The 25,385-nt window shown below is 41.5% G+C and carries 23 protein-coding genes; 11 read left to right on the top strand and 12 right to left on the bottom strand.

What is annotated here, in order from left to right:
- Positions 1-54 precede the first annotated feature (54 nt).
- The 4 genes from cysC to ACRD64_RS17425 all read right to left on the bottom strand — a co-directional run bounded on the left by cysC (position 55) and on the right by ACRD64_RS17425 (position 2,454).
- Positions 55-645, bottom strand: coding sequence for an adenylyl-sulfate kinase (cysC, locus tag ACRD64_RS17440; RefSeq protein ID WP_430934741.1), 591 nt, complete (start codon positions 643-645; stop codon positions 55-57).
- A 460-nt stretch (positions 646-1,105) separates the two neighbouring features.
- Positions 1,106-1,246, bottom strand: coding sequence for a hypothetical protein (locus ACRD64_RS17435; protein ID WP_430934740.1), 141 nt, complete (start codon positions 1,244-1,246; stop codon positions 1,106-1,108).
- A 417-nt stretch (positions 1,247-1,663) separates the two neighbouring features.
- The gene (locus ACRD64_RS17430; protein WP_430934739.1) at positions 1,664-2,173 is read right to left on the bottom strand and encodes a UpxY family transcription antiterminator; all 510 of its coding nucleotides are present in this window, start codon (positions 2,171-2,173) and stop codon (positions 1,664-1,666) included.
- A 128-nt stretch (positions 2,174-2,301) separates the two neighbouring features.
- A complete protein-coding gene (locus ACRD64_RS17425) occupies positions 2,302-2,454 on the bottom strand; it encodes a hypothetical protein (RefSeq protein ID WP_430934738.1) in 153 nt (50 codons plus the stop codon).
- A gap of 86 nt (positions 2,455-2,540) precedes the next feature.
- Between ACRD64_RS17425 and ACRD64_RS17420 the strand changes: the two genes are divergently transcribed.
- Positions 2,541-4,148 carry a fumarate hydratase gene (locus tag ACRD64_RS17420; RefSeq protein ID WP_430934737.1) on the top strand — a complete coding sequence of 536 codons (1,608 nt, stop codon included), beginning with the start codon at positions 2,541-2,543 and terminating at the stop codon, positions 4,146-4,148.
- Positions 4,149-4,361: 213 nt separating this feature from the next.
- Here ACRD64_RS17420 and ACRD64_RS17415 read toward each other — a convergent pair whose 3' ends face one another.
- The 4 genes from ACRD64_RS17415 to ACRD64_RS17400 all read right to left on the bottom strand — a co-directional run bounded on the left by ACRD64_RS17415 (position 4,362) and on the right by ACRD64_RS17400 (position 11,277).
- Positions 4,362-4,763 (bottom strand): NifB/NifX family molybdenum-iron cluster-binding protein, encoded by a 402-nt coding sequence (locus tag ACRD64_RS17415; RefSeq protein ID WP_430934736.1) that lies wholly within the window; start codon positions 4,761-4,763, stop codon positions 4,362-4,364.
- Positions 4,764-5,339: 576 nt separating this feature from the next.
- Complete coding sequence (locus ACRD64_RS17410) at positions 5,340-6,221, bottom strand: SDR family NAD(P)-dependent oxidoreductase (RefSeq protein WP_430934735.1); 882 nt, start codon at positions 6,219-6,221, stop codon at positions 5,340-5,342.
- A gap of 307 nt (positions 6,222-6,528) precedes the next feature.
- Positions 6,529-8,970, bottom strand: a complete 2,442-nt coding sequence (locus ACRD64_RS17405; RefSeq protein ID WP_430934734.1) for a TonB-dependent receptor domain-containing protein — start codon at positions 8,968-8,970, stop codon at positions 6,529-6,531.
- Positions 8,971-9,255: 285 nt separating this feature from the next.
- Positions 9,256-11,277: a thioredoxin domain-containing protein gene (locus ACRD64_RS17400; protein ID WP_430934733.1), complete on the bottom strand. Its 2,022-nt coding sequence runs from the start codon at positions 11,275-11,277 to the stop codon at positions 9,256-9,258.
- Positions 11,278-11,888: 611 nt separating this feature from the next.
- On the opposite strand from ACRD64_RS17400, the gene ACRD64_RS17395 reads away from it, so the two are divergent.
- Both ACRD64_RS17395 and serB read left to right on the top strand, forming a co-directional pair.
- The gene (locus ACRD64_RS17395) at positions 11,889-12,104 is read left to right on the top strand and encodes a DUF3820 family protein (RefSeq protein ID WP_430934732.1); all 216 of its coding nucleotides are present in this window, start codon (positions 11,889-11,891) and stop codon (positions 12,102-12,104) included.
- 234 nt (positions 12,105-12,338) lie between these two features.
- Positions 12,339-13,562 (top strand): phosphoserine phosphatase SerB, encoded by a 1,224-nt coding sequence (gene serB, locus ACRD64_RS17390; protein ID WP_430934731.1) that lies wholly within the window; start codon positions 12,339-12,341, stop codon positions 13,560-13,562.
- 205 nt (positions 13,563-13,767) lie between these two features.
- Here the strand turns inward: serB and ACRD64_RS17385 are convergent, their stop codons facing one another.
- Entirely contained in the window at positions 13,768-14,919 is a 1,152-nt protein-coding gene (locus ACRD64_RS17385) for a THUMP domain-containing class I SAM-dependent RNA methyltransferase (protein ID WP_430934730.1), read from the bottom strand.
- 510 nt (positions 14,920-15,429) lie between these two features.
- Positions 15,430-16,740: a carboxypeptidase-like regulatory domain-containing protein gene (locus ACRD64_RS17380; RefSeq protein WP_430934729.1), complete on the bottom strand. Its 1,311-nt coding sequence runs from the start codon at positions 16,738-16,740 to the stop codon at positions 15,430-15,432.
- A gap of 459 nt (positions 16,741-17,199) precedes the next feature.
- Here ACRD64_RS17380 and ACRD64_RS17375 point away from each other — a divergent pair, with 459 nt between their 5' ends.
- The 8 genes from ACRD64_RS17375 to ACRD64_RS17340 all read left to right on the top strand — a co-directional run bounded on the left by ACRD64_RS17375 (position 17,200) and on the right by ACRD64_RS17340 (position 23,226).
- Positions 17,200-18,558, top strand: coding sequence for an MATE family efflux transporter (locus tag ACRD64_RS17375; protein WP_430934728.1), 1,359 nt, complete (start codon positions 17,200-17,202; stop codon positions 18,556-18,558).
- Between the two features lie 136 nt (positions 18,559-18,694).
- Positions 18,695-19,102, top strand: a complete 408-nt coding sequence (locus ACRD64_RS17370) for a DUF134 domain-containing protein (RefSeq protein ID WP_430934727.1) — start codon at positions 18,695-18,697, stop codon at positions 19,100-19,102.
- Between the two features lie 63 nt (positions 19,103-19,165).
- Positions 19,166-19,483 carry a NifB/NifX family molybdenum-iron cluster-binding protein gene (locus ACRD64_RS17365; protein WP_430934726.1) on the top strand — a complete coding sequence of 106 codons (318 nt, stop codon included), beginning with the start codon at positions 19,166-19,168 and terminating at the stop codon, positions 19,481-19,483.
- A 271-nt stretch (positions 19,484-19,754) separates the two neighbouring features.
- Positions 19,755-20,096, top strand: a complete 342-nt coding sequence (locus ACRD64_RS17360) for a NifB/NifX family molybdenum-iron cluster-binding protein (RefSeq protein ID WP_430934725.1) — start codon at positions 19,755-19,757, stop codon at positions 20,094-20,096.
- 2 nt (positions 20,097-20,098) lie between these two features.
- Complete coding sequence (locus ACRD64_RS17355) at positions 20,099-20,941, top strand: damage-control phosphatase ARMT1 family protein (protein ID WP_430934724.1); 843 nt, start codon at positions 20,099-20,101, stop codon at positions 20,939-20,941.
- Positions 20,941-21,840, top strand: a complete 900-nt coding sequence (locus tag ACRD64_RS17350) for a P-loop NTPase (protein WP_430934723.1) — start codon at positions 20,941-20,943, stop codon at positions 21,838-21,840. Before ACRD64_RS17355 ends, ACRD64_RS17350 begins: the two co-directional genes overlap by 1 nt.
- Complete coding sequence (locus ACRD64_RS17345) at positions 21,812-22,687, top strand: ATP-binding protein (RefSeq protein WP_430934722.1); 876 nt, start codon at positions 21,812-21,814, stop codon at positions 22,685-22,687. Before ACRD64_RS17350 ends, ACRD64_RS17345 begins: the two co-directional genes overlap by 29 nt.
- Before the next feature lie 98 nt (positions 22,688-22,785).
- Entirely contained in the window at positions 22,786-23,226 is a 441-nt protein-coding gene (locus ACRD64_RS17340) for an acyl-CoA thioesterase (RefSeq protein ID WP_430934721.1), read from the top strand.
- 922 nt (positions 23,227-24,148) lie between these two features.
- Here ACRD64_RS17340 and ACRD64_RS17335 read toward each other — a convergent pair.
- Together ACRD64_RS17335 and ACRD64_RS17330 are read right to left on the bottom strand one after the other, a co-directional pair.
- The gene (locus ACRD64_RS17335; RefSeq protein WP_430934720.1) at positions 24,149-24,862 is read right to left on the bottom strand and encodes an SDR family NAD(P)-dependent oxidoreductase; all 714 of its coding nucleotides are present in this window, start codon (positions 24,860-24,862) and stop codon (positions 24,149-24,151) included.
- A gap of 100 nt (positions 24,863-24,962) precedes the next feature.
- Positions 24,963-25,277 carry a hypothetical protein gene (locus ACRD64_RS17330; RefSeq protein WP_430934719.1) on the bottom strand — a complete coding sequence of 105 codons (315 nt, stop codon included), beginning with the start codon at positions 25,275-25,277 and terminating at the stop codon, positions 24,963-24,965.
- Positions 25,278-25,385: the final 108 nt, after the last annotated feature.

The raw sequence follows: 25,385 nt of genomic DNA, 5'->3' as shown, positions 1-25,385 counted from the left end.
TGCATCTCCGCATTTCCCCATCTCCACAGTTCCGCAACTATTTTTAATTTTTGTTTACCACCTCACAGCAGCTTTTACGTACTCATATGCTTTTTCTATTCCTTCGTCGATGGTGAGGTTATCGGTATTGATGGTGAGCTCGGCGTCATCCGGCCTGTCGAAGGGCGCATCCAGTCCGGTAAAATTTTTGATTTCTCCGGCCAGGGCTTTTTTGTACAATCCTTTTGGATCGCGTTGGGCGCAGGTCTCGAAGCTGGCATCTACAAATATCTCAATAAAGTTTTTGGTACCAATAATCTCACGGGCCATATGACGAACTTCGTTGGTAGGGGATATAAAGGCATTGATGCTTATAATGCCGCAGTTTAAAAACAGCTTATTGATTTCAGCTATTCGCCGTATGTTTTCGGTCCTGTCTTCTTCCGAGAAGCCCAGGTTGTTATTGATACCTGTCCGTATATTGTCACCGTCCAATACTTGTGTGAAATAACCTTTCTCCGCTAGCTTTCTTTCCAGTCCGTGTGCCAGGGTGCTTTTGCCGGAGCCGGAGAGTCCGGTGATCCAGATCACTTTGGCGTTCTGGCGCAGGTAGTGCTCCTTATCGGAGCGGGAGAGGTATATGTTTGTTGGGTGGATGTTGGTCATTGTATTTGTTGTTGTTTATTCGTTGATTTGTTGATTTGTTTAGTTGTCGATTTGTTTAGTTGATGAGTTGTTAAGTTGATGAGGTGTATATTTGTCAGCTCCCCAACTTCCCAATTCCGCAACTCCCCATCTGATGATTTGGCGATTTGTTAAGTTGTCATCTCCCCAACTCCCCATCTCCGCAACTCCCCATCTGATGATTTGTTGATTTGTTAAGTTGTTGAGTTGTTAAGTTGTTAAGTTGATGAGCTGTTAAGTTGTCAACTCCGCAACTCCCCAGTTTCCGCAACTCCCCAATTTCGCAACTCCCCATTTGATGATTTGTTGAGTTGTTAAGCTGTTAAGTTGATGAGCTGTTAAGTTGTCATCTCCCCATCTCCGCAACTCCCCAGTTTCCCCAACTCCGCATCTCCGCAACTCCCCATCTGATGATTTGTTGAGTTGTTAAGTTGATGAGCTGTTAAGTTGTCAACTCCGCAACTCCCCAGTTTCCCCAACTCCCCAACTCCCCAACTCCGCAACTCCCCATCTGATGATTTGGCGATTTGTTAAGTTGGCGATTTGTTGAGTTGTCTTCTCCCCATCTCCCCAGTTTCCCCATTTGATGATTTGTTGAGTTGTTAAGTTGTTAAGTTGATGAGGTGTATATTTGTCAGCTCCCCAACTCCGCAGTTCTCCAACTCCCCATCTGATGATTTGGCGATTTGTTTAGTTGGCGATTTGTTTATTTGTTAAGTTGTCTTCTCCCCAATTCCGCAACTCCCCAACTCCCCAATTTCGCAACTCCCCATTTGTTTAGTTGGCGATTTGTTAAGTTGTTAAGTTGTCTTCTCCCCAACTCCGCAACTCCACATCTCCCCAGTTTCCCATCTCCCCAGTTCCCCATCTCCGCACTTCCCACTGCTTTCCGGGCACTGCTTCGCCTCCCTCAGTCCCATATTATGGGGTGAGTAAGTGGTATATATGTACTGTTCCTACGACCTAAAAGTTACTTGTAAGTCAAGGTTTTTAATGGCTGTTATAGTTTTTCAACCGTGGCCTCATCCAGGTTAACCACCAGCGTATAACCGATGTTTGAAATGTTCAGGTATAGTTTCTTTGTTCCCTGCACGGTTTGCACTATGCCTTTTATACCCGTTAAAGGGCCGGATGTTACAGTTATTTCCTCTCCTTTTTTGATATTTTTGGCTTCCACATCAAAATCTATTTTGTTTTCGATGGTGCGTTGCATGGCAATGATCTCATGCTCAGGGATGGATAGAGCTTTCCCTTTGTGCGAGACATAAGCCACCACTCCTGTTACTTCAAAAACAGTGCGATATTGATCCGGTGTGATTTTAATAAATATATATGAACTGATAGCAGGTACCTCCACCCATTTCTTCCGGTCGCTCCATTGTTTGAGCTCCCGTTTGAGGGGCAGGTAATTGATAATTCCGAGTTTGTTCAACCCTTCCGCGACTTTTTTCTCTGCTCTCGACTTGGTATATAAAGCGTACCAGGTATGCGTTGTTGTGTCTCCTTTCAAAATTCTCCAATTTTTGAACGAGCAAATTTAGGAAAATTTTGACAGAGAATGGGTCTTATGTCTTAAAAAAGGACGTTTTTGACCTGAGGTTCAGACGATCGTTTGTGAATCAGGATTATAGGGGGCTTCTAGTCAGTAGCTTGTGGCTCGTAGCGCCTAGCTTCTAGCCAATAACCTATAACCAATAACCAATAACCTATAACCAATAGCTCGTAACCAACAATTAATTGTGTTCCAAAACATCTGATAATATCGTGTTCGAAAACTCTGTGGTTTGTCATTCTTTGTTAACTTTGGGGCTTGCAAATATGCGGAGGTTTAATTGCTGATCTCCCTGAAAATACTAACACTAAAATAATTAGATAAGATGTCAGAATTTGTCTATCAAAAACCGTTTCCTATCAAAAAAGATTCAACCGAATACCGTCTGTTGACCAAAGATTATGTATCGACCATAGATGTTGACGGAAGAAAAATATTAAAAATAGATCCCAAGGGGTTGGCACTGCTGGCGAAAGAAGCTATCGCTGATGTTTCCTTCTACCTGCGTTCTGCCCACCTTGAGAAACTCACCTCCATATTAAACGATGAGGAAGCTTCGGATAATGATAAATTTGTGGCACATACCATGTTGATGAACCAGGTGGTGTCTGCCGAAGGTGCGTTGCCTACCTGTCAGGATACCGGAACGGCTATTGTTGTGGCCAAAAAAGGGGAAGACGTGTATACAGGAGCATGTGACGCGGAATACCTTTCTAAAGGGATCTACGATACTTACCAGGAAAGAAACTTACGTTATTCGCAGGTGGTGCCGCAGACCATGTTTGAGGAAAAGAACACCGGGAATAACCTGCCGGCCCAGATTGATATTTATGCCGAGCAGGGTAACCAGTATGAGTTTTTGTTCCTGACAAAAGGGGGAGGCTCCGGTAACAAGACCTTTTTATACCAGCAAACAAAAAGTTTATTGACCGAGGAGAACCTGGCTAAGTTTGTTGAGCAGAAGATTATGGATCTGGGTACTTCGGCTTGCCCTCCTTACCATCTGGCTTTGGTGATTGGTGGCACATCGGCAGAAGCTACATTGGCTACCGTAAAAAAAGCTTCGGCGGGATATCTGGATCACCTGCCTACTGAAGGTAACGACGGGGGTCAGGCATTTCGTGATTTGGAATGGGAGAAAAAAGTATTGAAGATTTGTCAGGAAAGCCAGATTGGTGCCCAGTTTGGCGGCAAGTATTTTGTGCACGACGTGCGTGTCATCCGTTTGCCCCGGCATGCTGCCTCATGTCCTGTTGGCCTGGGTGTAAGCTGCAGTGCCGACCGAAATGTGAAAGGTAAAATCACGGAGGAGGGAATTTTTCTGGAGCAGTTGGAGAAGAATCCTTCCAGGTTTGTGCCTGAAAGAGCGCCGGAGTTAGCGCCGGCCGTAGATATTGATCTGGATCAGCCTATGGAAGATATTTTAAAGGTGTTGACCAAATATCCTATTAAAACAAGATTGAACCTTTCCGGTACTTTGGTTGTGGCACGGGATATTGCACATGCCAATATTAAAAAGATGCTGGACGAAGGTAAGGAGATGCCGGAATACCTGAAGAACCATCCCGTTTATTATGCCGGGCCCGCAAAAACACCGGAGGGAATGCCATCGGGTAGCTTTGGACCGACCACAGCGGGACGTATGGATCCTTATGTAGACTTGTTTCAAAGTAAAGGTGGCTCCATGATTATGCTGGCTAAAGGAAACCGTTCGGCCGAAGTAACGCATGCCTGTAAAAAGCATGGCGGATTTTATTTGGGTTCTATTGGTGGGCCTGCTGCCATCCTGGCCAAAACAAGTATTAAATCGGTTGAAGTGGTCGATTTCCCCGAACTGGGTATGGAAGCCGTTCGTAAGATTCGTGTTGAAAACTTCCCTGCATTTATTATAGTGGATGACAAAGGAAGTGATTTCTTTGCGGATATGAAGTAGGTTTCAGTAATCAGTAATCAGTCGGCAGTTAGCAGTCAACAATAATACTGATAACTGTTTTCTGCCAACTGGAAACTGCCGACTAGTAGAGCGTTTAATAAATTACGTTAAGAACTTCAACGTGTAAATGACAATTGCAAGTAATTGTATTCTAGTCTAAAATAACATTCTCACTCTATAAACTTTTTACTTTGTAACTTTACGAACTCAATACTAGTTACAGCTTCCTGATGAGGAACATGAAGAGCAAGCATCGGGCGAGCAGTCCTGCTTGCTTTCGATCATGGCTGCCGTAAAATCGCGCAGCAAGCCTCTATTATAATGGTCAATATTTTCACCCACCACATTACTTACGGCCTTATAGACCTCAATCTCGTTTTCAAATAGTATTTTGGCCGCCATGGGGCGCAGGTTGGGCGTGATGATGATTTGAATATCCAACTTCTTTATTTCGCTGATGGACATGTAAATCGTGTTCGTGTCCGTAAGTGAATATATGGAGGACGAGTTGGTTTCAAAATCATAGATACAATAATGTTGGGCCTTGTAAAAATCGTTGGCAACCAGTTCCTTCTTAAGGTTTGTGTCGCCCATAATAGGTAAGCATGCTTTCATCTGTTTGAAATTTTAGTTTGTTGAATAATCAACCAAAATGTAAGTCTACTGTTACGGTTTACTACATTTATGTAGGACAATAACGGACTCCTTATTTATCTATGGCCCTGGTAAACAATACCAAAGGCTGCTTGTGGGTTAATTACATACTTAAATGTTGCAAGAGGCGCGCCAAAATTTCGGAAAGGATCTTTGCAGCTGAAAAAAAACGACTATCCGGCAAGATTGAAAATGCTTCGAGTTTCCAGTCATTTTGAGCGAAGCGAGCCTGCCAGTGGGGCCATGGCCGTCAGGCTATGAAATTTAAAATCTGTATATCATTATCAATTTCGGGAATCAGCTTTTGTGTCGATATCTTTACGCTAGCTACTTTTTTATACTAAGATATTGATGTTTTACCAACACACATTTGGCGCTTAGTCAATATTTTAAACTCATAGTCTGGCGGGCAGACAGGAAGATTATTCAAAGTTTTCCGGACGCCCTAGGCAAGTAGCGATATCACCATTCCGCTTCCGCTCTTCGTTCTCCGATTTCCGCCCGCCACATTCTCTTTCCGCTTTTCCATGGTCAATACTACACCTGAGGGATGTTTTGCTTTGCCGGGCACACTTCCGGAATCGAAGACCCATTTGGTTTTGGCCCCGGCATTGGTTGGTCGATACGTTTTAAAAAGATATCGGCGTTTTTTTCGGCAATCTTATAATACAAGGTTCGTGGTATTATCTTAGAGATATGCAGAAGCAAGCGGTTGAAGAAGCCTGGAATACAGATTATTTTCCTTTTGCCTAATGATTTTAAACTTTTGTCGACCACTTGTTGCGGCGATTTCCAGAATAATTTACGCTTGAGGTAGCTGTCGGAATGCGAGATGCCCTGGCGACTATGGAACTCGGTATTTGTAAATCCGGGACAGAGCGCCTGCACTTTTATATTCTTTTGGGCGAGGTCAATATGCAGGCATTCTGAAAAAGACACCAGAAAGGCTTTTGATGAGCAGTAGAAATAACTGTTTGGGCCGGGATAAAAGGCCGATAAGGATGCCACATTGATAATGCCCCCTTTGCCTTTTTTAACCATTTTGGGCACCGCCCGATACACGATTTTGGTTGTCGCCGTCACGTGTACGTCCAGCATTTGCTGCTGATTGGTGTAGTTACTCTCAAAAAAGTCGCCAATAGAGCCAAAGCCCGCATTGTTAACCAGCAATTCAATGTTTGTGCTTTGATCTATGATATCCAGGAAGTGGTTTAAATCTTCTTGATTGCTGAAGTCGGCAATAACAGGCTGAACTTGCACCCCATACTGATTTGAAATTTCTTGGCTTAAGCGGGTCAAACGACTTTTTCGCCTTCCGGTTATTATCAGATCCCACCCTTGCTTAGCCAGGGTTTTGGCGAATTTGGTTCCGATGCCGCTGGTAGCACCTGTTATTATTGCGGTTTTGTGTTTCGTCATTATTCGGTTGGCCTAAAAAATTGATAGAACTTATGGGGGTGTGCGTTCAAACCGTAAATATAAGCATGTATTGGAATATTCCGGATAAAAATTTTACGAATAGAAATTTTGGTGGAGTGGATGGACCATATGGTATACCGAAGTGATGGAAACCAGTCGCCAGTCATCAGTTCAGGATAAATCCAAATCTAAGATTTTGTGCTGTTTTAGAGGATTCCGGAAGAACCTTCCAAATTAAAATACGGTGTTGTTCGGGATAGTCAGTCAACGGTCACCATCAGATGTCACTCAACAGTTGTTGAATACATCATTCCATAGACTCATCGCCGCCCAGGGAGTCATCAACTGTTCCTTTTCTTTTGTCGGGCTTATAGTTGTTGAACCGGTACGTCAGCACAAAGGTAAGCACGGGTGTATGGATCTTCTGAAAATAATGGTCCTTGAAGCCGATTCCGTCATTGGTGTTCTCGCGGTTGTTGCTTGAGAATACATCCCTAAGCTCAACTATGCCGGTCAGCTTTCTTTTCATAAACTCCTTGCGTACGGCAATATCAAAGGTGTATACCGGTTGGTAAATGCCTTGGGAGGTGATCCTCTTGCTATAGTAACGCCAGTTGCCCTGCAGTTGCGTGAGTGAATTAAGCTTAACGGTTTGGTTAACCCGGTAATTCCAGGTCAATCTGTCTTCGTCGAAACTATAATCTTCCCATTGTCCTTTTACCCTGTAATTATACAGGCTTCCCGACAGATCCATCCTCCACCATTTTACCACATCAAAACTGTAACTTGCATCTACACCCAAATAATAATCCTTGCCTACGTTTTCGGGAAAACGTTGAATAATATTATCCTCATAAATACTTCTTACCCATTCCACTTTGTTATGGGTCATACTGTAATAAGTTTCCAGCGAGAAATAGGAATTTTCCATTTTTTTGAGGTAATTCAATTCGTACGAATCGATATACTCGGGAAGCAAACTGCTGTTCCCGTGCCGGATATTATAGGCGTCGACCCAGGTGTAAAAGGGCTCGAAATGATAACTTTGCGCGCGTTCAATCCTTCGGGAATAACTGGCCATCAGCTCTTGGTTGGCGGGGAGTTTATAGGACAGGTGTGCCGATGGAAAATAATCATATCTGTCTATGGTAGCTTTAATGTCGCCCACTAGGGTGTTTGACCCGGTGCGCAATGCCTCCACCGTTCTGTTTGTATATTCTCCTCTCAGTCCTATTTGATATCCAAATTTTGACGTTTGATTGCCATAAATAAAATATAGCGCATGAATGTTTTGTCTGAATTCAACGTGATTGTCGTACAAAGGATTATCTACCCATAGTCCTGAGCCTGCCAGGATGTCCGATTGTCCTGTTTCATCGTCGCTGTTGTTAAAGGTACTTTGGTATCCGGCCTCAATTTTACCGTGTTTACCGGTTGGTCGGGTGTAATCAAGCTTTGTTTCCAACCGCCCCATAGGGCCTTCTTCGGTACTCTTTTTGCCTTCGGTGATTGTTCCGTCAATATCGCGCAAAACATTTTTACTATACTCGTCCGATTCTCTTTGGCGATAGGTAAATGTTGCTCTCATCTCATGACCTTTCGTGTCGAATTGATGGGTGTAGAAAGCATTCACCGAAATACCCTCGTTGCCGCGATACACATCTTCATCGCTAATATATGGTGTTGGTGTTAAATGATAATTATTATATTCTGAATAATCTAAATCGGCATAGTCCCATTTGTTTCGGCCACCATAACCCACATCTATATTCATGGTTTTCAGGGTGTCGATTCTAAACTCAAGGCCACCTTTTATGTTATATCGGTCAAATTTATTCCGGATATCGCCATCGTGTTCGATGCTAAAAACGGAATCGCCTGAGAAGGTGTTCCTATAGCCGTTTTTTTCGCCGGAATATTCACCCAGGTAATAATCGCCGGAAATAAAATAGGTCATTTTCTTACGCTTCAAATTGAAAAGAAAATCCCCGGCGGCATTGTTTGTCCCGGCTTTTAGATTGTACACTCCGCTTAGCCCGCTTGAACTATTTTTCTTTGTAATAATATTGATAATACCGGATGTTCCGTCGGGGTTATATTTGGCAGACGGATTGGTGATGATTTCGATGTTTTCGATGGTGGAGGCAGGGATTTGTTGCAGGGCTTCCGATGGCTCCAATATAGATGGTACACCATTCACCAATACCGAAAAACTGGTGCTTCCCCGCAACGAAACATTACCTTCGATATCAACCACAATGGACGGAACATTTTCCAGGACATTGACTGCCGAGCCGGAGATAGACGTGTAATGTTTGCTTACATTGACTACCTTTTTGTCCAGCTGAAACTCAATGGCGGCTCTTTCTGCTACCACCTCCACCTCTTCCAGGTTTTCGGAATTTTCCCCCAATGTAATTAAACCAATATCTATTTGTTGGTTTTTACGTTCAATGACAACATCGTTTATCCGTTTAGTTGAGTAGCCAATAAAACTTATATCGAGATAGTAAACCCCCGGGGGCAAACCTTCTAATTTGAATTTGCCGTCAGCTTTGGTTACCGTGCCGCCCAACAGTGTATGGTCCGCCGAATGGTAGATGGCCACGGTAACATATTCCAATGCCACCATTCTATGTGCCGCCACCACTGTGCCACGTACAACACCGCTGTTAATCTCAGCCTCGGCAAAGCCCGTTGAAGGTATGCACCAAAGCATCGCCAAAATACAAATAAACACTCTACACATACAAAAGCTGTTTTTTAAATAGCCCACCTTGTTTATTTCAGGTCAACAGTAAGTATTATAATACCGGCCTGAATAATTCAAGTGTTTTTTACTTTTTGCTTATTACAGATAAAAGCCGAAAAAGTGTCCTTAAGCTTTTTCGGGGGATAACCCTCGATATATAGCCTGGACTGAATCGGCTTTGGGTGCAATATTCAAAAATATCATGAAATAAAGCAGGCTAGAAAAAAGAATTTCAAATATAGAAAAAGCTATTTAAGTAAATAATTCTTTGGCTAAAAAAAATTACGGTGTCGTGCTCATCAACTTTCTAAGTCCTAAAATGGACTGGATGGGTAGTTTGCAGGCATTGTTTTTGCAGAGATAAAACGTGAGTTGTTTATTTCGTTTTCCTTTTGCCACAGGAATTTTCTCGCTTTCTGCTGCAATAAAAACAAAAGGATTAAAGTCCATCAGGAATTCATCCCTGGCTTTTTCCTTGCCTTCCCCTGAAATTACCAATTCATAATTTTCGTGGATGAAGAACAGCTTAAGTCGCTGCCAGTTGGCGTAATATTTACCATGTTGATCAATTCTTCCGGACAGGTTTTTAAGCATTTGCAACGAGGTTGAATAAGCTTCTTTGTTCAAGAAATACTTGCTCAAGCGATAAAGATTAACCGCCATCACAGAATTTGATGCAGGTATTACGTTATCGGACAGCTCGGATTTTCTGATCATCAAAGGATCGTCCAGGATGGAGGTATAATAAAACAATTGGTTATCCTCGTTAAAGAAATGACAGGTCGCATATTCGCATAAGTCCCTGGCGTTAAAAAGCCAATCCTCGTTAAAAGTAACCTGATACAGGTCTATCCAAGCGTCAATCAGAAGCGCATAGTCGTCCAGGAAGGCATTGATGGTACCCTTTTGCCCTTTCAGACTCCTCCAAAGGCCTCCGTCAGTTTTAAATGCTTTGCGCACAAGGAATTCTGAAGCATGGATGGCATCCTTCAGGTATGAGTGCTGTCCTGTGGCTCTGTAAGCATGAACCAGACCCTTGATGATAATCGCATTCCACGAAGTCAGTATTTTGTCGTCCAAACCGGGGCGTTCCCTTTTGTTTCTGGCTTCAAATAAAATTCTTTTGCCTTTTTTCAGGAGGGTGGATAAATCTTTTGCATTTAATGCACGATCATGGGCGAATTGTTCAATGGAAGAGGTCTGAAACAATACGTTGGCACCATATTCCCAATTTCCGATATCAGAGATGTTGTAAAATGCGCAAAAAAGTTCGGCATCCTGATGGAGCAGTTCCGTCACCTCGCTTTTTGTCCAGACATAATATTTCCCTTCGGCCCCTTCGCTATCCGCATCCAGTGAGGCATAATAACCGCCTGTTGGAGATTTCAATTCGCGGTTTACGAACGTGACCGTTTCTTCCACGATTTGCTTGAATAATGGGTTGTGGGTGAGCTGATAGGCATTGGCATACACTTCGAGCAGTTGCCCCTGGTCGTACAACATTTTTTCAAAGTGAGGCACTTTCCAATAGGCATCGACCGAATATCTCGAAAAACCACCGCCAACATGGTCGTAGATCCCACCCCAGGCCATTCTGGACAAGGATAGGTTAATGTATTTTTCGATGTCGGTATTGGATTTTTTAAACAGATAAGAAAGCAGGAAGCTGTACTCCACAGGCATGGGGAACTTAGGTGCCCCTTTGTTGCCTCCCCATTCAAAATCGAGGTTATCCTTCCATGATTCTATGGTATGGTCCATGGTTTCCACGGTAAACAAGGCGGAATCTTTCACCAGACCGACAAAATCCATCCTTTCAATACCCTGTTTTATTTGTTTTGCCAACTGGTCCAACCGCTCGGGAGACTTTAAAAATATTTGCTGAATCTCGTTTAACAAATTCAGCCACTGGCGTTTTTGGAAATAGGTGCCCGCAAATACGGGTCTGCCATCGGGCAAGGCGATAATATTTAGGGGCCATCCTCCTTTGCCTGTCGTTAAATGGGCCACATCCATAAACAATTGATCCAGATCAGGACGCTCCTCTCTGTCTATCTTGATGGATATGAAATTATTGTTCATCACATCCGCCACCTGTTGGTCGCTAAAGCTCTCCTCTTCCATCACATGGCACCAATGGCAGGCGGCATATCCTATTGAAATAACGATTAATTTATTGTTTTTCTCAGCTTTTTGTAAGGCATTTTTCCCCCAAGGGTACCAATATACCGGGTTGTTGGCGTGCATCAACAAATAAGGGCTTGTTTCCTTAGCCAAAGCATTTTTATATATGTAGGTATTCATATGTCTATGTTTTCTTTAGTTCACTAAAGTCTCAATTTAAAAGTTATTCCAGATTACCCGTTGGACAATTCCATAATCAGATGCCTGCCCGACACAGACGGTGTACTCCCCATCAAATTTAACTCCCAATTTATGCCCGGGACGGGCTATTGGCTTGTGTGATAAGAGGAATACCTAAGTTTGACCATGGCGCTTTGCATGAAGTAATCCTTTGTAACATGTTATTAACATATAAACCATCGGTAAAGTTTAGAAAGCGTGGTTCAAAGTATATTTTTTATTCAAATATTGGCTTAGGTCAATAACTTTTTTACTTTTGTATACAGTCTGTAAAACCGATAAGAATTATTGTAAAATATATTTTATGGGATGACAATCAAATTTGGGAACAAGAAGCTCCGCAATGTTTATTTGCGGAGTTTTATTTTTTATAAGACTACTATATCGTTAACCCGGATGATGTATTAGCGGTGCATAACAGGATTTCTAATGGATATGGCGGGCTAAAACAGAAGAACACCGGTTTTAATTCCTTGTGGAATGATACTACGTAATAGAGAAACAGTTTTTTTAGCGTTATCAGCTAAAAGCATCAGAAAGATTTTTCAGCCATGGTAGATAAAAATATATTGCTTGAATTGGTTAAAATGCGCATGCCATACGGAAAATACAAAGGTACCATACTATGTGATTTACCCGAGTTTTACCTCGCCTGGTACCATCAAAAAGGTTTTCCGGAAGGGAAATTGGGAATGCTGTTGGCTACCTTGTATGAAATCAAACTGAATGGTTTGGAATACCTATTGCGCGAGATCAGAAAGATGTAACCGATGATCTGTGCCCGGTACTTAATTGTGGCAACAATGATTTATTGGTAACGGTAAACTATGTGTTTCATTTTCAAAATTCAACACAGGCTTTCGGGCATTTTAATCACTAATTAGGCCTGATCTGTAGCATCAATGTTAAAAAAGATGAAATAAGTCACTATTTTAGGTCTTCCCAAAGGATGGGTAAACGATGATTTATTACATTTGTTTATTGTAAACATTAAATTAAACATGGCTAACAATAGAGAAATTATCCTTGTAAATATTTCCGGTGATGACAAGCCGGGACTTACATCTTCCCTCACAGAAATATTATCGCATTACAATGTTCAAATTTTAGATATCGGTCAGGCCGTAATCCACGACGATTTGGGCTTGGGAATCTTGTTTGAAGTACCCCAGGCCTATGAGTCTGCACCCATCTTAAAAGATTTACTGTTTAAATCGTACGAAATAGGCGTTAAAATTAAGTTTACCCCGATATCCGATGCAAGATATGCCGAATGGGTGTCGCACCAAGGGAAGGAGCGTTATATCATTACATTGTTGGCCCGTAAAATTACAGCAGAACATTTGGCTAAAGTTACCAGGGTTATCTCCTCGCAGCAATTAAATATTGATACCATCACCAGGCTGTCCGGCAGGATTGATCTGAACTCGGAACCTACACATAATAAGGCCGTGGTTGAGTTTTCGGTAAGGGGTACACCCATCGATGCGGAGATCATGAAAAGCGACTTTATGGAGCTTTCCGGGAAAATTGGTGTGGACATTGCTTTTCAGGAAGACAATATCTTCCGCAGAAACCGCCGCCTGGTATGTTTTGATATGGATTCTACCCTTATTCAGGCTGAAGTAATCGACGAGCTGGCCGAAAAAGCTGGTGTTGGCGATAAGGTGAAAAAGATTACCGAAGCAGCCATGCGGGGTGAAATCGATTTTAACGAAAGTTTTGTGCAAAGAGTATCTTTGCTTAAGGGGCTGAATGAGAGCGTGATGAAGGAAGTCGCCGAAAACCTTCCCATTACCGAAGGTGCAGAGCGTTTAATGAAGACCTTGAATAAATATGGGTACAGAACAGCTATTCTATCAGGCGGATTCAACTATTTTGGTAATTATCTGAAAGCTAAGCTGGGTGTTGATTACGTATTTTCCAACGAACTGGAGATTAAGAAAGGAAAGTTAACAGGGAAACATGTGGGCGACATTGTGGATGGTAAGCGTAAAGCTGAGCTTTTGAAACTATTGGCTTTTAAGGAAGATATTCATCTGGATCAGGTTATTGCTGTGGGTGATGGTTCAAATGACCTGCCCATGTTACAGCTTGCGGGACTGGGGATTGCCTTTCACGCGAAACCAAAGGTAAAGGCCGGGGCCGATAATTCCATATCCACCATTGGGCTGGATGCTATTTTATATATGCTGGGATTTAGGGACAGGGAGATCAATAAATAGGTATTTTAACCTACGGTCCTTCGTTTTACCCGGATTTTGTAATAGAGATTATAAAAAGCATTTAAAATATAAAACAACAGCCATCAAAAGCTAGCTTTTGATGGCTGTTGTTTTATGGTATAGTTGTTTGTTTATTTGGATTGTAATCCCGAAGGATCCACTGTTCTTACGGATGGCGGAAGGTTATACCCATCGCCGTGGTCGATTATCTAAACTTAATGATCTTCTTCATGGTTCCGTCGTAAAGGTTGAATTTGTGGAAACCACATTCCAGTCCGCCGTTAAAAAGTTTTAATTTCTCCAGTGGTTTTAAACCCACATTTTTCAAGGCCTCTTTATCCGAGGTAATTACCCATGCGTCATATCCCGTGAAAGTTTTCTTTAGCTGATTTCCAATCATTCTATAAAAATCAACAATATCTTTGTCCTTCATCAAACGTTCTCCGTAGGGCGGATTCATAATGATCATGCCTTTCGGGTATTGGGGTTCCAAGCGCTCAAAGGAAGTAACGGAAAAGTTAATGTCGCGGTTAAACCTGAATTGCAGTGCAGATTCCCTTGCCACATCAATGGCTTTTATATTGGCATCGCTTCCGAATATTCTTAAGCGAGGATGCGAAATATTTTCTTTTGCCTCTTCAACTACTTTATTCCAAAGTGTCTCATCGTAATCTTTCCATCCCATGAATCCAAAGGATTTCTTATGCAGGCCCGGAGGATAGTTTTTTGCGAACATCACCGCCTCCATCAAGATAGTTCCGGAACCGCACATCGGATCAATCAGGGGCATTTTTTTGTCCCAGCCTGAAAGCATCACCATACCTGCGGCCAATACTTCATTCAGGGGCGCTTTGTGCTGACCCATTCGATACCCTCTTTTGTGCAAAGAATCACCGGAACTGTCCAGCGAAATAGTAGCCTTTTCCCTGGCCAGGTGTATCACCAAACGAATGTTGGGGTTCTCTACGTCTACCGAAGGCCTTTTTCCTTCTTTTTCGCGAAACTGATCGACAATGGCATCCTTCATTTTCAGGGCCACATATTGCGAATGCGTAAATACTTCCGAAAAAACCACCGGATCAATAGCCAAGGTCTCCTTAACGCTCATGATCGATGACCAGTCAAATTTTTTGACGCCATCATACAGTTCCTGATCGTTTTTGGCGGTGAAATGATGAATAGGAAGTAAAATTCTGATTGCCGTTCTTAACTGCAAGTTGGCCTTGTATAAAATTTCCTTGTCTCCCTCAAACTCAACGGCCCTGTTTACCGCTTTGACTTCCTGAGCTCCTATTTCCTTTAGCTCTTCAGCCAGAACCTCTTCCAGCCCATGAAATGTTTTTGCAATCAGTTTCAATATCGTAAGTCTTTAATAATTAATCCGAGGCAATATCGTTCATTGCCGTTTTCGGCTGCGAAGTTAATTAATACCTGTTGTTATGCAATACACTAAGCCGTAATTTTTTGGCTTGTTACCGTCACATTTCCTCATTTTGTGTACCGGGTTATCTTGAATACTGCCGGCATTTTTAAGCTCCAAACCTAAATTCCACTTACAACACAGCAATGTGAGATGTCTTAAACCGGGATTTCCTCGATACGGCTGATATTAAGGTGTTTTTCAGGTTCCTAATGACAGATCGAGGATTATGTTCCGGGAGGATTGATAGGTGGTTGTAGCCAAATGGAAATCATACGCCTGAAAAAAAGCCCCAAAAAGAATTGTTTCTATTGGGGGCTCATCCTACATGTTGTTTTGGAATAACGGATCAGTCTTGTCAGTCTATATGTTTATTATCTGTGCGACATGCTGTGATGGGACTTGTATTTACTTCATATTTATTTACTGCCTGAATAATCGCAGGGATTACTTTTCTCGTTTTTCCAATCTCTTTTTAATTTTCTTAATCACGGACTCGATGGAAGCTTCAGGTTCTATGACATTATAATCGCCCCAAAACTGCGGATCGGAAAACCCCTCGACATGATCATGCAATATAATATTGTGCTTGATGCGTTCGTTCACCTTGTATGGCCTATCCAATGATCTTTTCCAATCGGTCATAGCCATTTCGATGGTTGAGGTGTAATACGTGTTGAAGAACTTTTTCTTCCAGTTGATTTTAAAGGTGATTTGACCCCTGGAATAACTGTACATATACTTTCCGTCCTGCTTACGGTAATTCACCAAATAGCTTGCCTCGGTCGGATATACCCTGGCTCCGGCGGGTTTGCGTTTTATAAACATAGCCGATGCCTTGTTCTTGTCTTCGATATTTATACTGTAATTGGCACTGGTGATCGCCATCGATTCTACATCAACATACAATTTGCCATAAAACAATGGGTCTTCGATATATTCTTTTTGTTTAAAGTCGATGACATATATAATTTTATTGTCGACCTTGGTTATATTATCTAACTTAAAATGGTAATAATCCAAATCTTCAACAGTAAGGATACTATAGGGATCTTTCATAATATCCAACATCAATGTGGAATAAGGACCGCCTTGTAATTTGAAAGTGATGGTATCCATTTTGGAATAATCAGCATCTTTACGTGCCTTATAAAGTTTTAATCCATCCAAACGATGATTGGAATAGGGTTGTTTGTGTACGTCGATAACCGCCTCTGTCAATGATACATAAGATCGTCTTCGTTGTATGGTCTCACGATAAAAAGTAGTCATTCGTACGGGCTGCTGCATATAGTTGTTTCGCTTGTTGTGAATCACTTCCCGGATAATTTGGTGGGCGTCTTTAGGTGCAACATTTATCTCAGAAAGGGAGATAGACAGTAAATCGAGTTCAATTCTGTTTTTATCGGGTTTTAATTCCGAAAGTGCGATGTGTTTGCTTTTATACCCCAGGTACGATACCATTATCTTTGTGCTAATAGGCAAATCTTTAGGAACCTTAAGCAAAAAGTACCCCTCGGAATTGGATACGGTGGCAAAGTTTGTTCCATCGATAGTCAGTGTGGCAAAAACCAATGGGTTGCGAGAATCGCTATCGATAATTTTACCCCGGTACTGAACCGTATTAAGCGTATCCGGTATAATGTCTTCCTCTTCAAAAATGGGAGCTGCGCAAATTGATGCGGGTACAATGCCTACTACCATGATGAAAATCGAAAGCAACATTACTAAACGGAGATTAATATTTGAATTTTTCATGATCCTATATTTAAATTAGACTTCCTGTTACTGTATATAAGACATTGCTGGGCGCATTTTCCCCTATTCGTTAAGCGATTTTTTTTTACCGGATATAGTAGTGATTGTACAAAGCGGTTTGTTGACAAGGGTAAAATAAGTAACCCCATGGTAACCCAAATAGCGGTCTACTTTTTGCAGACTTGGAGAATGTGCCTATCCCGGTTGCTTCGTAGCCGTACTTCACCCGGTACCGGGGCTAAGGGGAAAGCAGAAGCCGTATCAGTAAGTGAAGCAAGCCAATTATTAAAAAACGTCATAAACAGGAGGCGTATTTTTCCGGAATAGATAACAGGGTATTTACGTCTTTCTTGCAAAGACTTTTTAAATATGTTTAACCATCTTTTTCCTGCTTGCAAAAATTGTATTGTTACCTTTGACCGCCTTTTTGATAAGGTTTTTCACAACTAATTTGGATACATGCGCCAGGAGGGGAGAATTCGGGAATTAGAGTTTGAATCTGTTCCGAAGTTACTTTGGAAATATTTTCTGCCAGCTTTTGCAGGGGTAATCATCAACTCGTTATACAATATTGTAGATAGAATATTTATTGGGCAAGGAGTTGGCGCCTTGGCTTTGGCCGGCTTAAGCGCCATATTTCCGGTGATGATCATCATGATGGCTTTTGGTATGATGGTGGGCATGGGAGCCGGGGTTCGGATATCTATTAACCTGGGTAAAAAGGACTTTGAAAGAGCGGAGCAGGTTTTGGGGAATGCTTTTATATTAATGATTGTTGTGTCGGCGATAATTACAGCCATTGGATTCTTGATCAGTGACCCCTTGTTGCAATTTTTTGGCGTCAACCAACAAACCTATGATTATGCAAAGGAATACCTCTATATTATTTTGGGTGGTAGTATTTTTAATATCTTAGGATATGCCCTTAATAATTTAATCCGTTCCGAAGGAAGTGCTAATGTTGCCATGATCTCGATGCTGATTAGTGCCGGATTGAATATTTTACTGGATTATATCTTTATTATTCACCTTGAAATGGGGGTGAAGGGGGCAGCATACGCTACGGTTCTTTCTCAAGTTGTGCTGACCGTATGGGTCATTGCCCACTTTAAGAGTAAGCGTTCCGTGATTAAACTGCGTAATTGCAGACTTAAGCTCAAGGGCGATATTGTTTGGTATATTATTAGCATTGGCTTTGCTCCTTTTAGTATGCAGTTGGCTTCTAGTGCTGTTTTTGGAATATATAATATTCAACTGATAAAATACGGAAGTGATATGGCCATCGGTGCCATGGGCGTAATTATCAGTATTACCATGCTGTTGGTGATGACCATCATGGCTATTACCATGGCCAATCAGCCGATTATAGGGTTCAATGTGGGTGCTAAAAAATATAAAAGAGTGAAGCAGACATTGCTGGTATCTATTGTATCGGCAACGGTTATATCCTTGATTGGTTTTGTGATTGCCCAGGTATTACCAGTTCCCATCATTAGATTGTTTAATAATGAAGATGCAGAATTGTTAAGGATAGGAATTAAAGGTTTGCGTATATTTTTACTTGCTTTACCTTTTATAGGTTTTCAAATAGTGATGGGTAATTATTACCAGTCCATAGGCAAAGCAGGCGTGTCTGCTTTCTTATCCTTGTTGCGTCAGGTTATTTTTTTAATACCTCTTCTATTTATTCTCCCTAATTATTATGGACTTAACGGGGTGTGGTTCTCGGCACCGGTTTCCGATACCATGGCGGCGTTAGTGTGTGTGTGTTTCATGATTAAAGAGTTTCGTAAGTTAAATAAAGCTACTGCCGCATAGGCTTGGATGGATAAGGAAAATTATCCATGCGGCTAGTGAAATAAATCAACAATAAATGTTAAATTATTTTTAAATGAGAATATTCTCAATATATTTGTATCGAGAATAATCTCATTACTGAGATAGTTTTTAAATTATGCCAAGAAGAAAAAGATTAAGAAAGGTGGTAGCGCCACCGAAATTCCAAGGGTATAAACCCTATGGTACGGTAGGCAAACCTACGGGTTCTATTGATTTGTTGTACGAGGAATATGAAGCCATTAAACTGGCCGATTACGATTTGATGAACCATAACGAAGCGGCTGTTTTAATGGGCGTTTCCAGGGCAACGTTTGCGAGGATATACGAAAGTGCCCGGAGAAAAATAGCGGTAGCCCTGGTAGAATCGAAAGAGATAAAATCGGTTTTTGGAAATGCCACCTTACTCGATAACTGGTTTATGTGCGTAAAGTGTAACGCAAAATTTACTATGCCGGCGTCAGTAGTCAGTAAAGATTGTCCTATTTGTAAGGCACCCGAAATTGAATTATTGCAAGCGGAGTAGTAACAGAACATCGAGTCTTAGGCCTTTTTTAGGTTTTAAATTTGAATACTTTATACTATAAAAATGAAAACAGTAATTACATCATCAGGAGAAAACTTAATGTCGTCATTCGATATGCGATTTGGCAGGGCAGCGTACTTTTGCGTGTTAGATCAAGATAGTGGTAATGCGGAATTTCTGGAAAACGTAAATAAAGACGACAGTCATGGAGCAGGCACAAAAGTAGCGGAAAGATTAATCGAATTGGGAATACAAAAGGTTGTGTCCGGCGATTTTGGACCTAAGGCCAAAGAACTTTTGGAGAAGTTTAATATTCAAATGGTTGTACTGCAAAACGCTGGCCTCACCATTGATGATATTGTTGGTAAAATGAAAAACTAATGTCGTGTCAAGTCTGAAATGACGGTTAAGTTAAAAGAACAATACTTGGGCTGTCAGATTAGGCGTGACGGGACACTTGTCTATCGCTCTTTAGGAATTATTAAAACGCAAAAAAGCATGGTGAAGAGGGCAGTCCGCTTTATCCCGCCATATGCATTTGAAAATATAATTGTTTTGCTAAATGGATGAGATGGTAGTTTTTGTTTGTACACCTTATAAATAGAATCTGCTACCTCATTCTGTTTGAAAAGCAGAATTAAATATTGTAAATATGAATCATTTAATAGCAGTCCCTGTGGACAACGAGGATGTTTTAGACGCTCACTTTGGGCATTGTAAATTTTTTTATCTGGCTACCGTTAAGGATGGAGAAGTGGTTTCTGCAGAAAAAGTAGTTCCGCCTCCTCATGAGCCCGGTTTATTGCCCAAGTGGCTGTCAGAAAGAAACGTAACCGACATTGTTGCCGGAGGAATGGGGCAAAAGGCCATCCAGTTGTTTAATGCCAACAAGGTAAATGCATTTGTAGGAGCTCCCAAAATGGATGCTAAGAGCTTGGTAGATGGGTTCTTAAGTAAATCGTTAAGTTTTGCAGCTAATTATTGCGACCATTAAAAATGGAGGAAGCATGTTCCCGGTGTCATCTAAAGTCAGTGAATAAACTGATCGCTAAGTTTCAGCCTTCATTGGAAGTTTCGGAAGCGTTGCAGGTAGAGGCCAAAAAAATATTGGCTGAAAATGCACACCTACCGAACCCCTATGTTGCGACCTACATTCAACGTCTGGCAAAAGACAAGATGAATGTGGCAAGTCTGTATCGGGAAGAAAAAATAAGAGCTAATACCGTTTTGCTCTCCAATTACGAGTATTGGAAAAACTATGTGTCGGAAAGTGAAGATCCATTTCGCACGGCGGTAAAGCTGGCCATGGCCGGTAATATTATCGATTACGGGGCACATACCGCGCCCGATGATATTGAGGCATCGATTAATGAGCTGATAAAAAAAGATTTATCTGAAGATAACGTGCGACAATTACATTCGGATATTGCCCGATCGAGCCATATACTTTATCTGGGCGATAATGCAGGTGAAATAGTTTTTGACAAATTATTGATAGAAACCATGCAGCACCCCCATATTACCTATGTGGTACGGGGCCAGCCTGTCATTAATGATGTTACCTTCGCTGATGCCAGGCAGACAGGAATAGATCAGCTATGTAAGGTTATTTCAAATGGTTATGATGCTCCGTCGACTTTATTGGAACATTGCTCGCCTGAATTGATAAAAGCCTATCATTCCGCCGATCTGGTTATTTCAAAAGGTCAGGGCAATTTTGAAGGATTGATGCAGGCAAAACATCCAACATTATATTTTTTACTGACGGCCAAATGTAAACCCATCGCACAAATGCTTGATGTATCGGAGGGTGATTTGGTCATTAAAAAACAAGGATAATGGATTACAAAATTGCCATAGCAAGCGGTAAGGGCGGTACAGGAAAAACAACCGTTGCCGTTAGCTTGTACCGGATGTTGACCCGTGAATTTGAGGCAATTGTGCAATTGGTTGATTGTGACGTAGAAGAACCCAATGATGTGATTTTTTTCCCGGAAGCGGAAAAGATAGGCGAAGAGGATGTGTTGCAGAAAATACCGCAAATTGATGTGACAAAGTGTACTTTTTGCAGAGCGTGTGCCGAATATTGCGCATTTAATGCGATTGTGGTATTGCCAACAGCGCGGTTTGCCGAAGTGAACCCTTCGTTATGCCATTCTTGCGGCGCTTGTTTGGAGGCCTGCCAACAGGGTGCCATATCTGAATATGATCAGATGATCGGAAAGATATCCGACTTTAAAACATCGATAGGGGAAGGGGTGATGGAAGGTAGACTGAGGATCGGTTCTTCTATGCAAACTATGTTCATCAAAGAATTGAAGAAAAAGGTTCCTTCGGGAGCCGAAATAACAATTTATGATGCGCCTCCGGGCACCAGTTGCTCTGTGGTAGAAACTACGGTTAACAGTGACTATGTTTTGTTGGTAACCGAACCGACGCCCTTTGGTTTGTACGACCTGAAACTGACCGTTGAACTCATGCATGACCTTAACAAAGAATTTGGTGTGATAGTAAACAAAGCAGGATTGGGCAATGACGACATCTACCATTTTATTGAGGAGAACAATATTGACCTGGTAGGCGAAATTCCATTTGTAGATGCTTTTGCGACTACTTATGCCCAAGGAAATTTAGATGAGGATATGCCTCAGGAAATAACGGATGCATTTTATGCTATTGTTGAAAAGTTGAAATTTAGAATACTGGTGGATGAAAGAGATAACCATACTCAGCGGTAAGGGCGGCACCGGAAAAACATCTGTAACAGCGGCGTTGGCATCGCTGGCGGGTAATGCAGTATTGTGCGACAATGATGTGGATGCTGCCGATTTACATTTGATTCTTGCCCCGGAGGTTCGGGAAGAACATATTTATCAAGGTGCATGGCAAGCCAGTATTCGTCAGGATATCTGCTTGCCATGCAATCTTTGCATGGATAAGTGTCGTTTTGGTGCTATTCACCTCAACGAAGGCGGCTATCCGGAAGTTAACCCATTTCAATGCGAAGGATGTAGGTTATGCGAGCGGATCTGCCCGGCCAATGCTGTTGAATCGGAACAGAGTACCAACAATCGCTGGTTTGTGTCGTCAACACGGTTTGGTACTATGGTGCATGCGAAAATGGGACCGGGTGAAGAGAATTCGGGTAAGCTGGTTTCTACGATCCGAAAAAAAGCAAAGGAGATTGCCATTGATACAAAAGCCGATTTTATTATTAATGATGGCCCTCCGGGTATAGGTTGTTCAACAATATCTGCGCTCTCGGGCACCAACCTGGTGGTACTGGTGGCTGAGCCCTCTAAGTCTGGTTTTTACGATGCCAGGCGGTTGGTAGAACTGGTACAGTCCTTTGATACGCCCATATTGGCAGTCATCAACAAAGCGGATGTGAACAACGATATGGCCAAGGTAATTGCAGATTTCTTCGAAAGCCAGCAAATTCCTGTATTGGCCAAAATACCTTTTAGCAAAGAGGTGGTGATGGCTATGGTGGAAGCCAAAACTATTAATGAATACAATGGCCAATCGGAAATTGCTCAATGCCTGGAGACAATTTGGGAAAAGATTAAACAAAAGAGTGTGTAGGATTGAATCATAAACTTGCAGGTCATTTTTAAGAATGTCAAGTGATTGTAGGGTAATTAAAAGTCCGTTATCCGGGACGGAAAAAAAGAGGAACAATTATGATAAAAGATGAATTTAAGTTAAGGCCTCGTTACAACGAAGTAGATAGAATGGGCTATGTGTACCATGCCAACCATGTGACGTATTGTCATCAGGCACGTACGGAATTGATGCGCAAATATGGCTTGCACGATGATGAACTGGAGAATAAAGGATATATGTTACCTGTTATTTCCTTTAACATAGAATATAAAACACCTGCTAAATATGATGAGGAATTAACCATAACAACCACGGTGAGAGCGTTGCCCAAAATTAGGTTTTGCCTTGAGTTCGAGATTAAGAACGGTGAGGATAAAATAGTTAGTAAGGGCAATTCTGAAGTTGTATTTGTGGACAGTGAAACAAGATTGCCTATGGCCGTTCCTGAGTTTGCAACGCAAGCATTGGCCGGGGCGTTTGTAAATAATCTGATCAGTCAAGAGGTATCAGGTTATTAAACCTGCCATATGGATTAGAAATTCTGTTACGCAAATCAACTACATAAAAACAAGGTGTTTCACTGAGTTGCTTCAACTCACCAAAGCGTTACCATGCTACTCTCAGCAATTCCTTGTTTTATGTTGTTTAAAATGCTCTTTACACACCGCTATTGCACAATCCGGGTAAATTAATATTGGTAAAACAACTGTTTTGCCCCATTCCTAACAATTAAATTCAATTTTCGGGTCTCTGAACATTGCGGCTTTCCTGTAGTTTTTTTATTTCTAATAAAAAGGTTTTGTTTTTGCTTCAGGAAATGCTGCAATGTTTTTTTGCAGACTATATGGTTTCAGCAGAAAATTTATACGCAAAATGGAAAATCCCATGGTTTACCCAGACCCCTGCGGTCCCGCAGCAGGGGCAATACGCTATTTTAAGATCGTCCCAAAATTGTCAATAGATTACATCTAAATGCCAAGGCTACTTCAACCTGTTTTTTCCAAAAATCTCGTGAGTTTTTTTCACTATTACGCTCACATTGTACTCGTTTGTCGCAAATAGAATAAAAAAGTTACCAAAGTGGTAATGTGTTTTGATTTTCAGTTTGTTGCCAACTCTAAAATAGATTCAATAAACCTGGGATCTAAGGTTGCTTTCTCTTTTTTCTTTTTAGGGTAAGTTCTTTGTTTTATCCCCATACGGTCCATCATTCTTTCAGAACTAACCCGCAAAGTTTACACTCACTTTCACCCCACAAGGAACAACGGGCCTAATGCCATCCATTCTTTTCTGGATAGTTCCCTGGGCTATATCATCTTCTGAAAAAGCTATCACCTGGATTCCTGTCTCGAGTGGTATGGTCCTTTCCTTACCGTGTTTTTGGCAGGTTTAAGGGTTTGTACCCCTATGATGATGTTAGTATATTTAATAAAGCCTGGCTTAATCGAAAGCCAAGCCGCTTTGTCTTCGAATATAGAGATGATCAATGGTACCTTTACCTTTTCGGGTGAGTAGGAATTCGATAAGTTCGGCAATTTCTTCCGGTTGAATGAGGTTATTGGTATCAATATCAGGACGCATTTCGCGCACCATCTCGGTGTTTACACCTCCCGGGGAAATAAGATGCACAAGAATACCATCGTCTTGTACTTCCTTTGCCAATACTTTTGTAAAGCCCGCCAAGGCATGTTTGGATGAAGCATAGACAGATTGATTAACGTAACCTTTGAAGTCGACGACCGAACCGATATTTATAATAATGGGTTTTGGGCTTTCTTTTAAATAGGGAATGGCTTCTTTGCAAATAAAAAAAGGCGCCCGTGCATTAACGGAAAAGATTTTATCCCATATTTCAACCGAAGTTTCTTTGATAGGTAATGCATTGGCAACACCGGCATTGTTTATCACCACATCAAGCTTCCCGAAAACACGAATTACTTCACGAATTATCAATAACGGGGCATCCGCCGTTAAAAGATCTGCCTCCAATATCGAACACTTAATAGGGTATTTTTCAACCTCGCTTTGTGTTTGGAGAAGTTGATCGCGGTTACGTCCCACGATAAGCATATCATAACCAATCCTGGCAAGTTGAATTGCGATTGTTTTGCCAATTCCTTTTGAGGCACCTGTTAACAAGGCTACTTTTTCCATTGATTTATATCCTTATGTAATTTTTTTTAAAAATACACTTAAGTATGTAAATACCCAGGTTATATCCCTTCTTTTTTCTGTGTTAAACCCGGCTAATACCTTATACCTGGTCATGAACTTTAAAAGGACAATAAAACAAGGCTGTACTGAAACGAGGCATAGCTTCGTTGCTGCAAGATGAAGTAAGGTAATGAAGTGTATTGTTTTGAAGCAATTTTAAAGTGTAATATATTCTCTGATACATATTGCGGGTTGTAATCATATCAGAAGTGTTTTTGCCATCCATTTTCCTATCGGGGGGGAGAACAATACCGTTAGGTTTGGCCATTGCAGGAAACCAATTCATTTGACTGGTTAAATCAGCAGATAACGTCACTTTAAAAATCTGGCTTCTCCATAAGGCGATAATGGGCATGATCCTCCATTCGTCCTGTTAGGTTTTATAATGATTTAATAAAAAACAGAAAAAGCCTGTAAATCGTACGATTTACAGGCTTTTAGTTTCTTTTTTTTTCTTTAAAAG

It is taken from the genome of Saccharicrinis sp. 156, assembly GCF_050589685.1.
Lineage (GTDB): Bacteria > Bacteroidota > Bacteroidia > Bacteroidales > Marinilabiliaceae > Saccharicrinis.
This window is presented reverse-complemented; position numbering and strand designations above follow the sequence as displayed.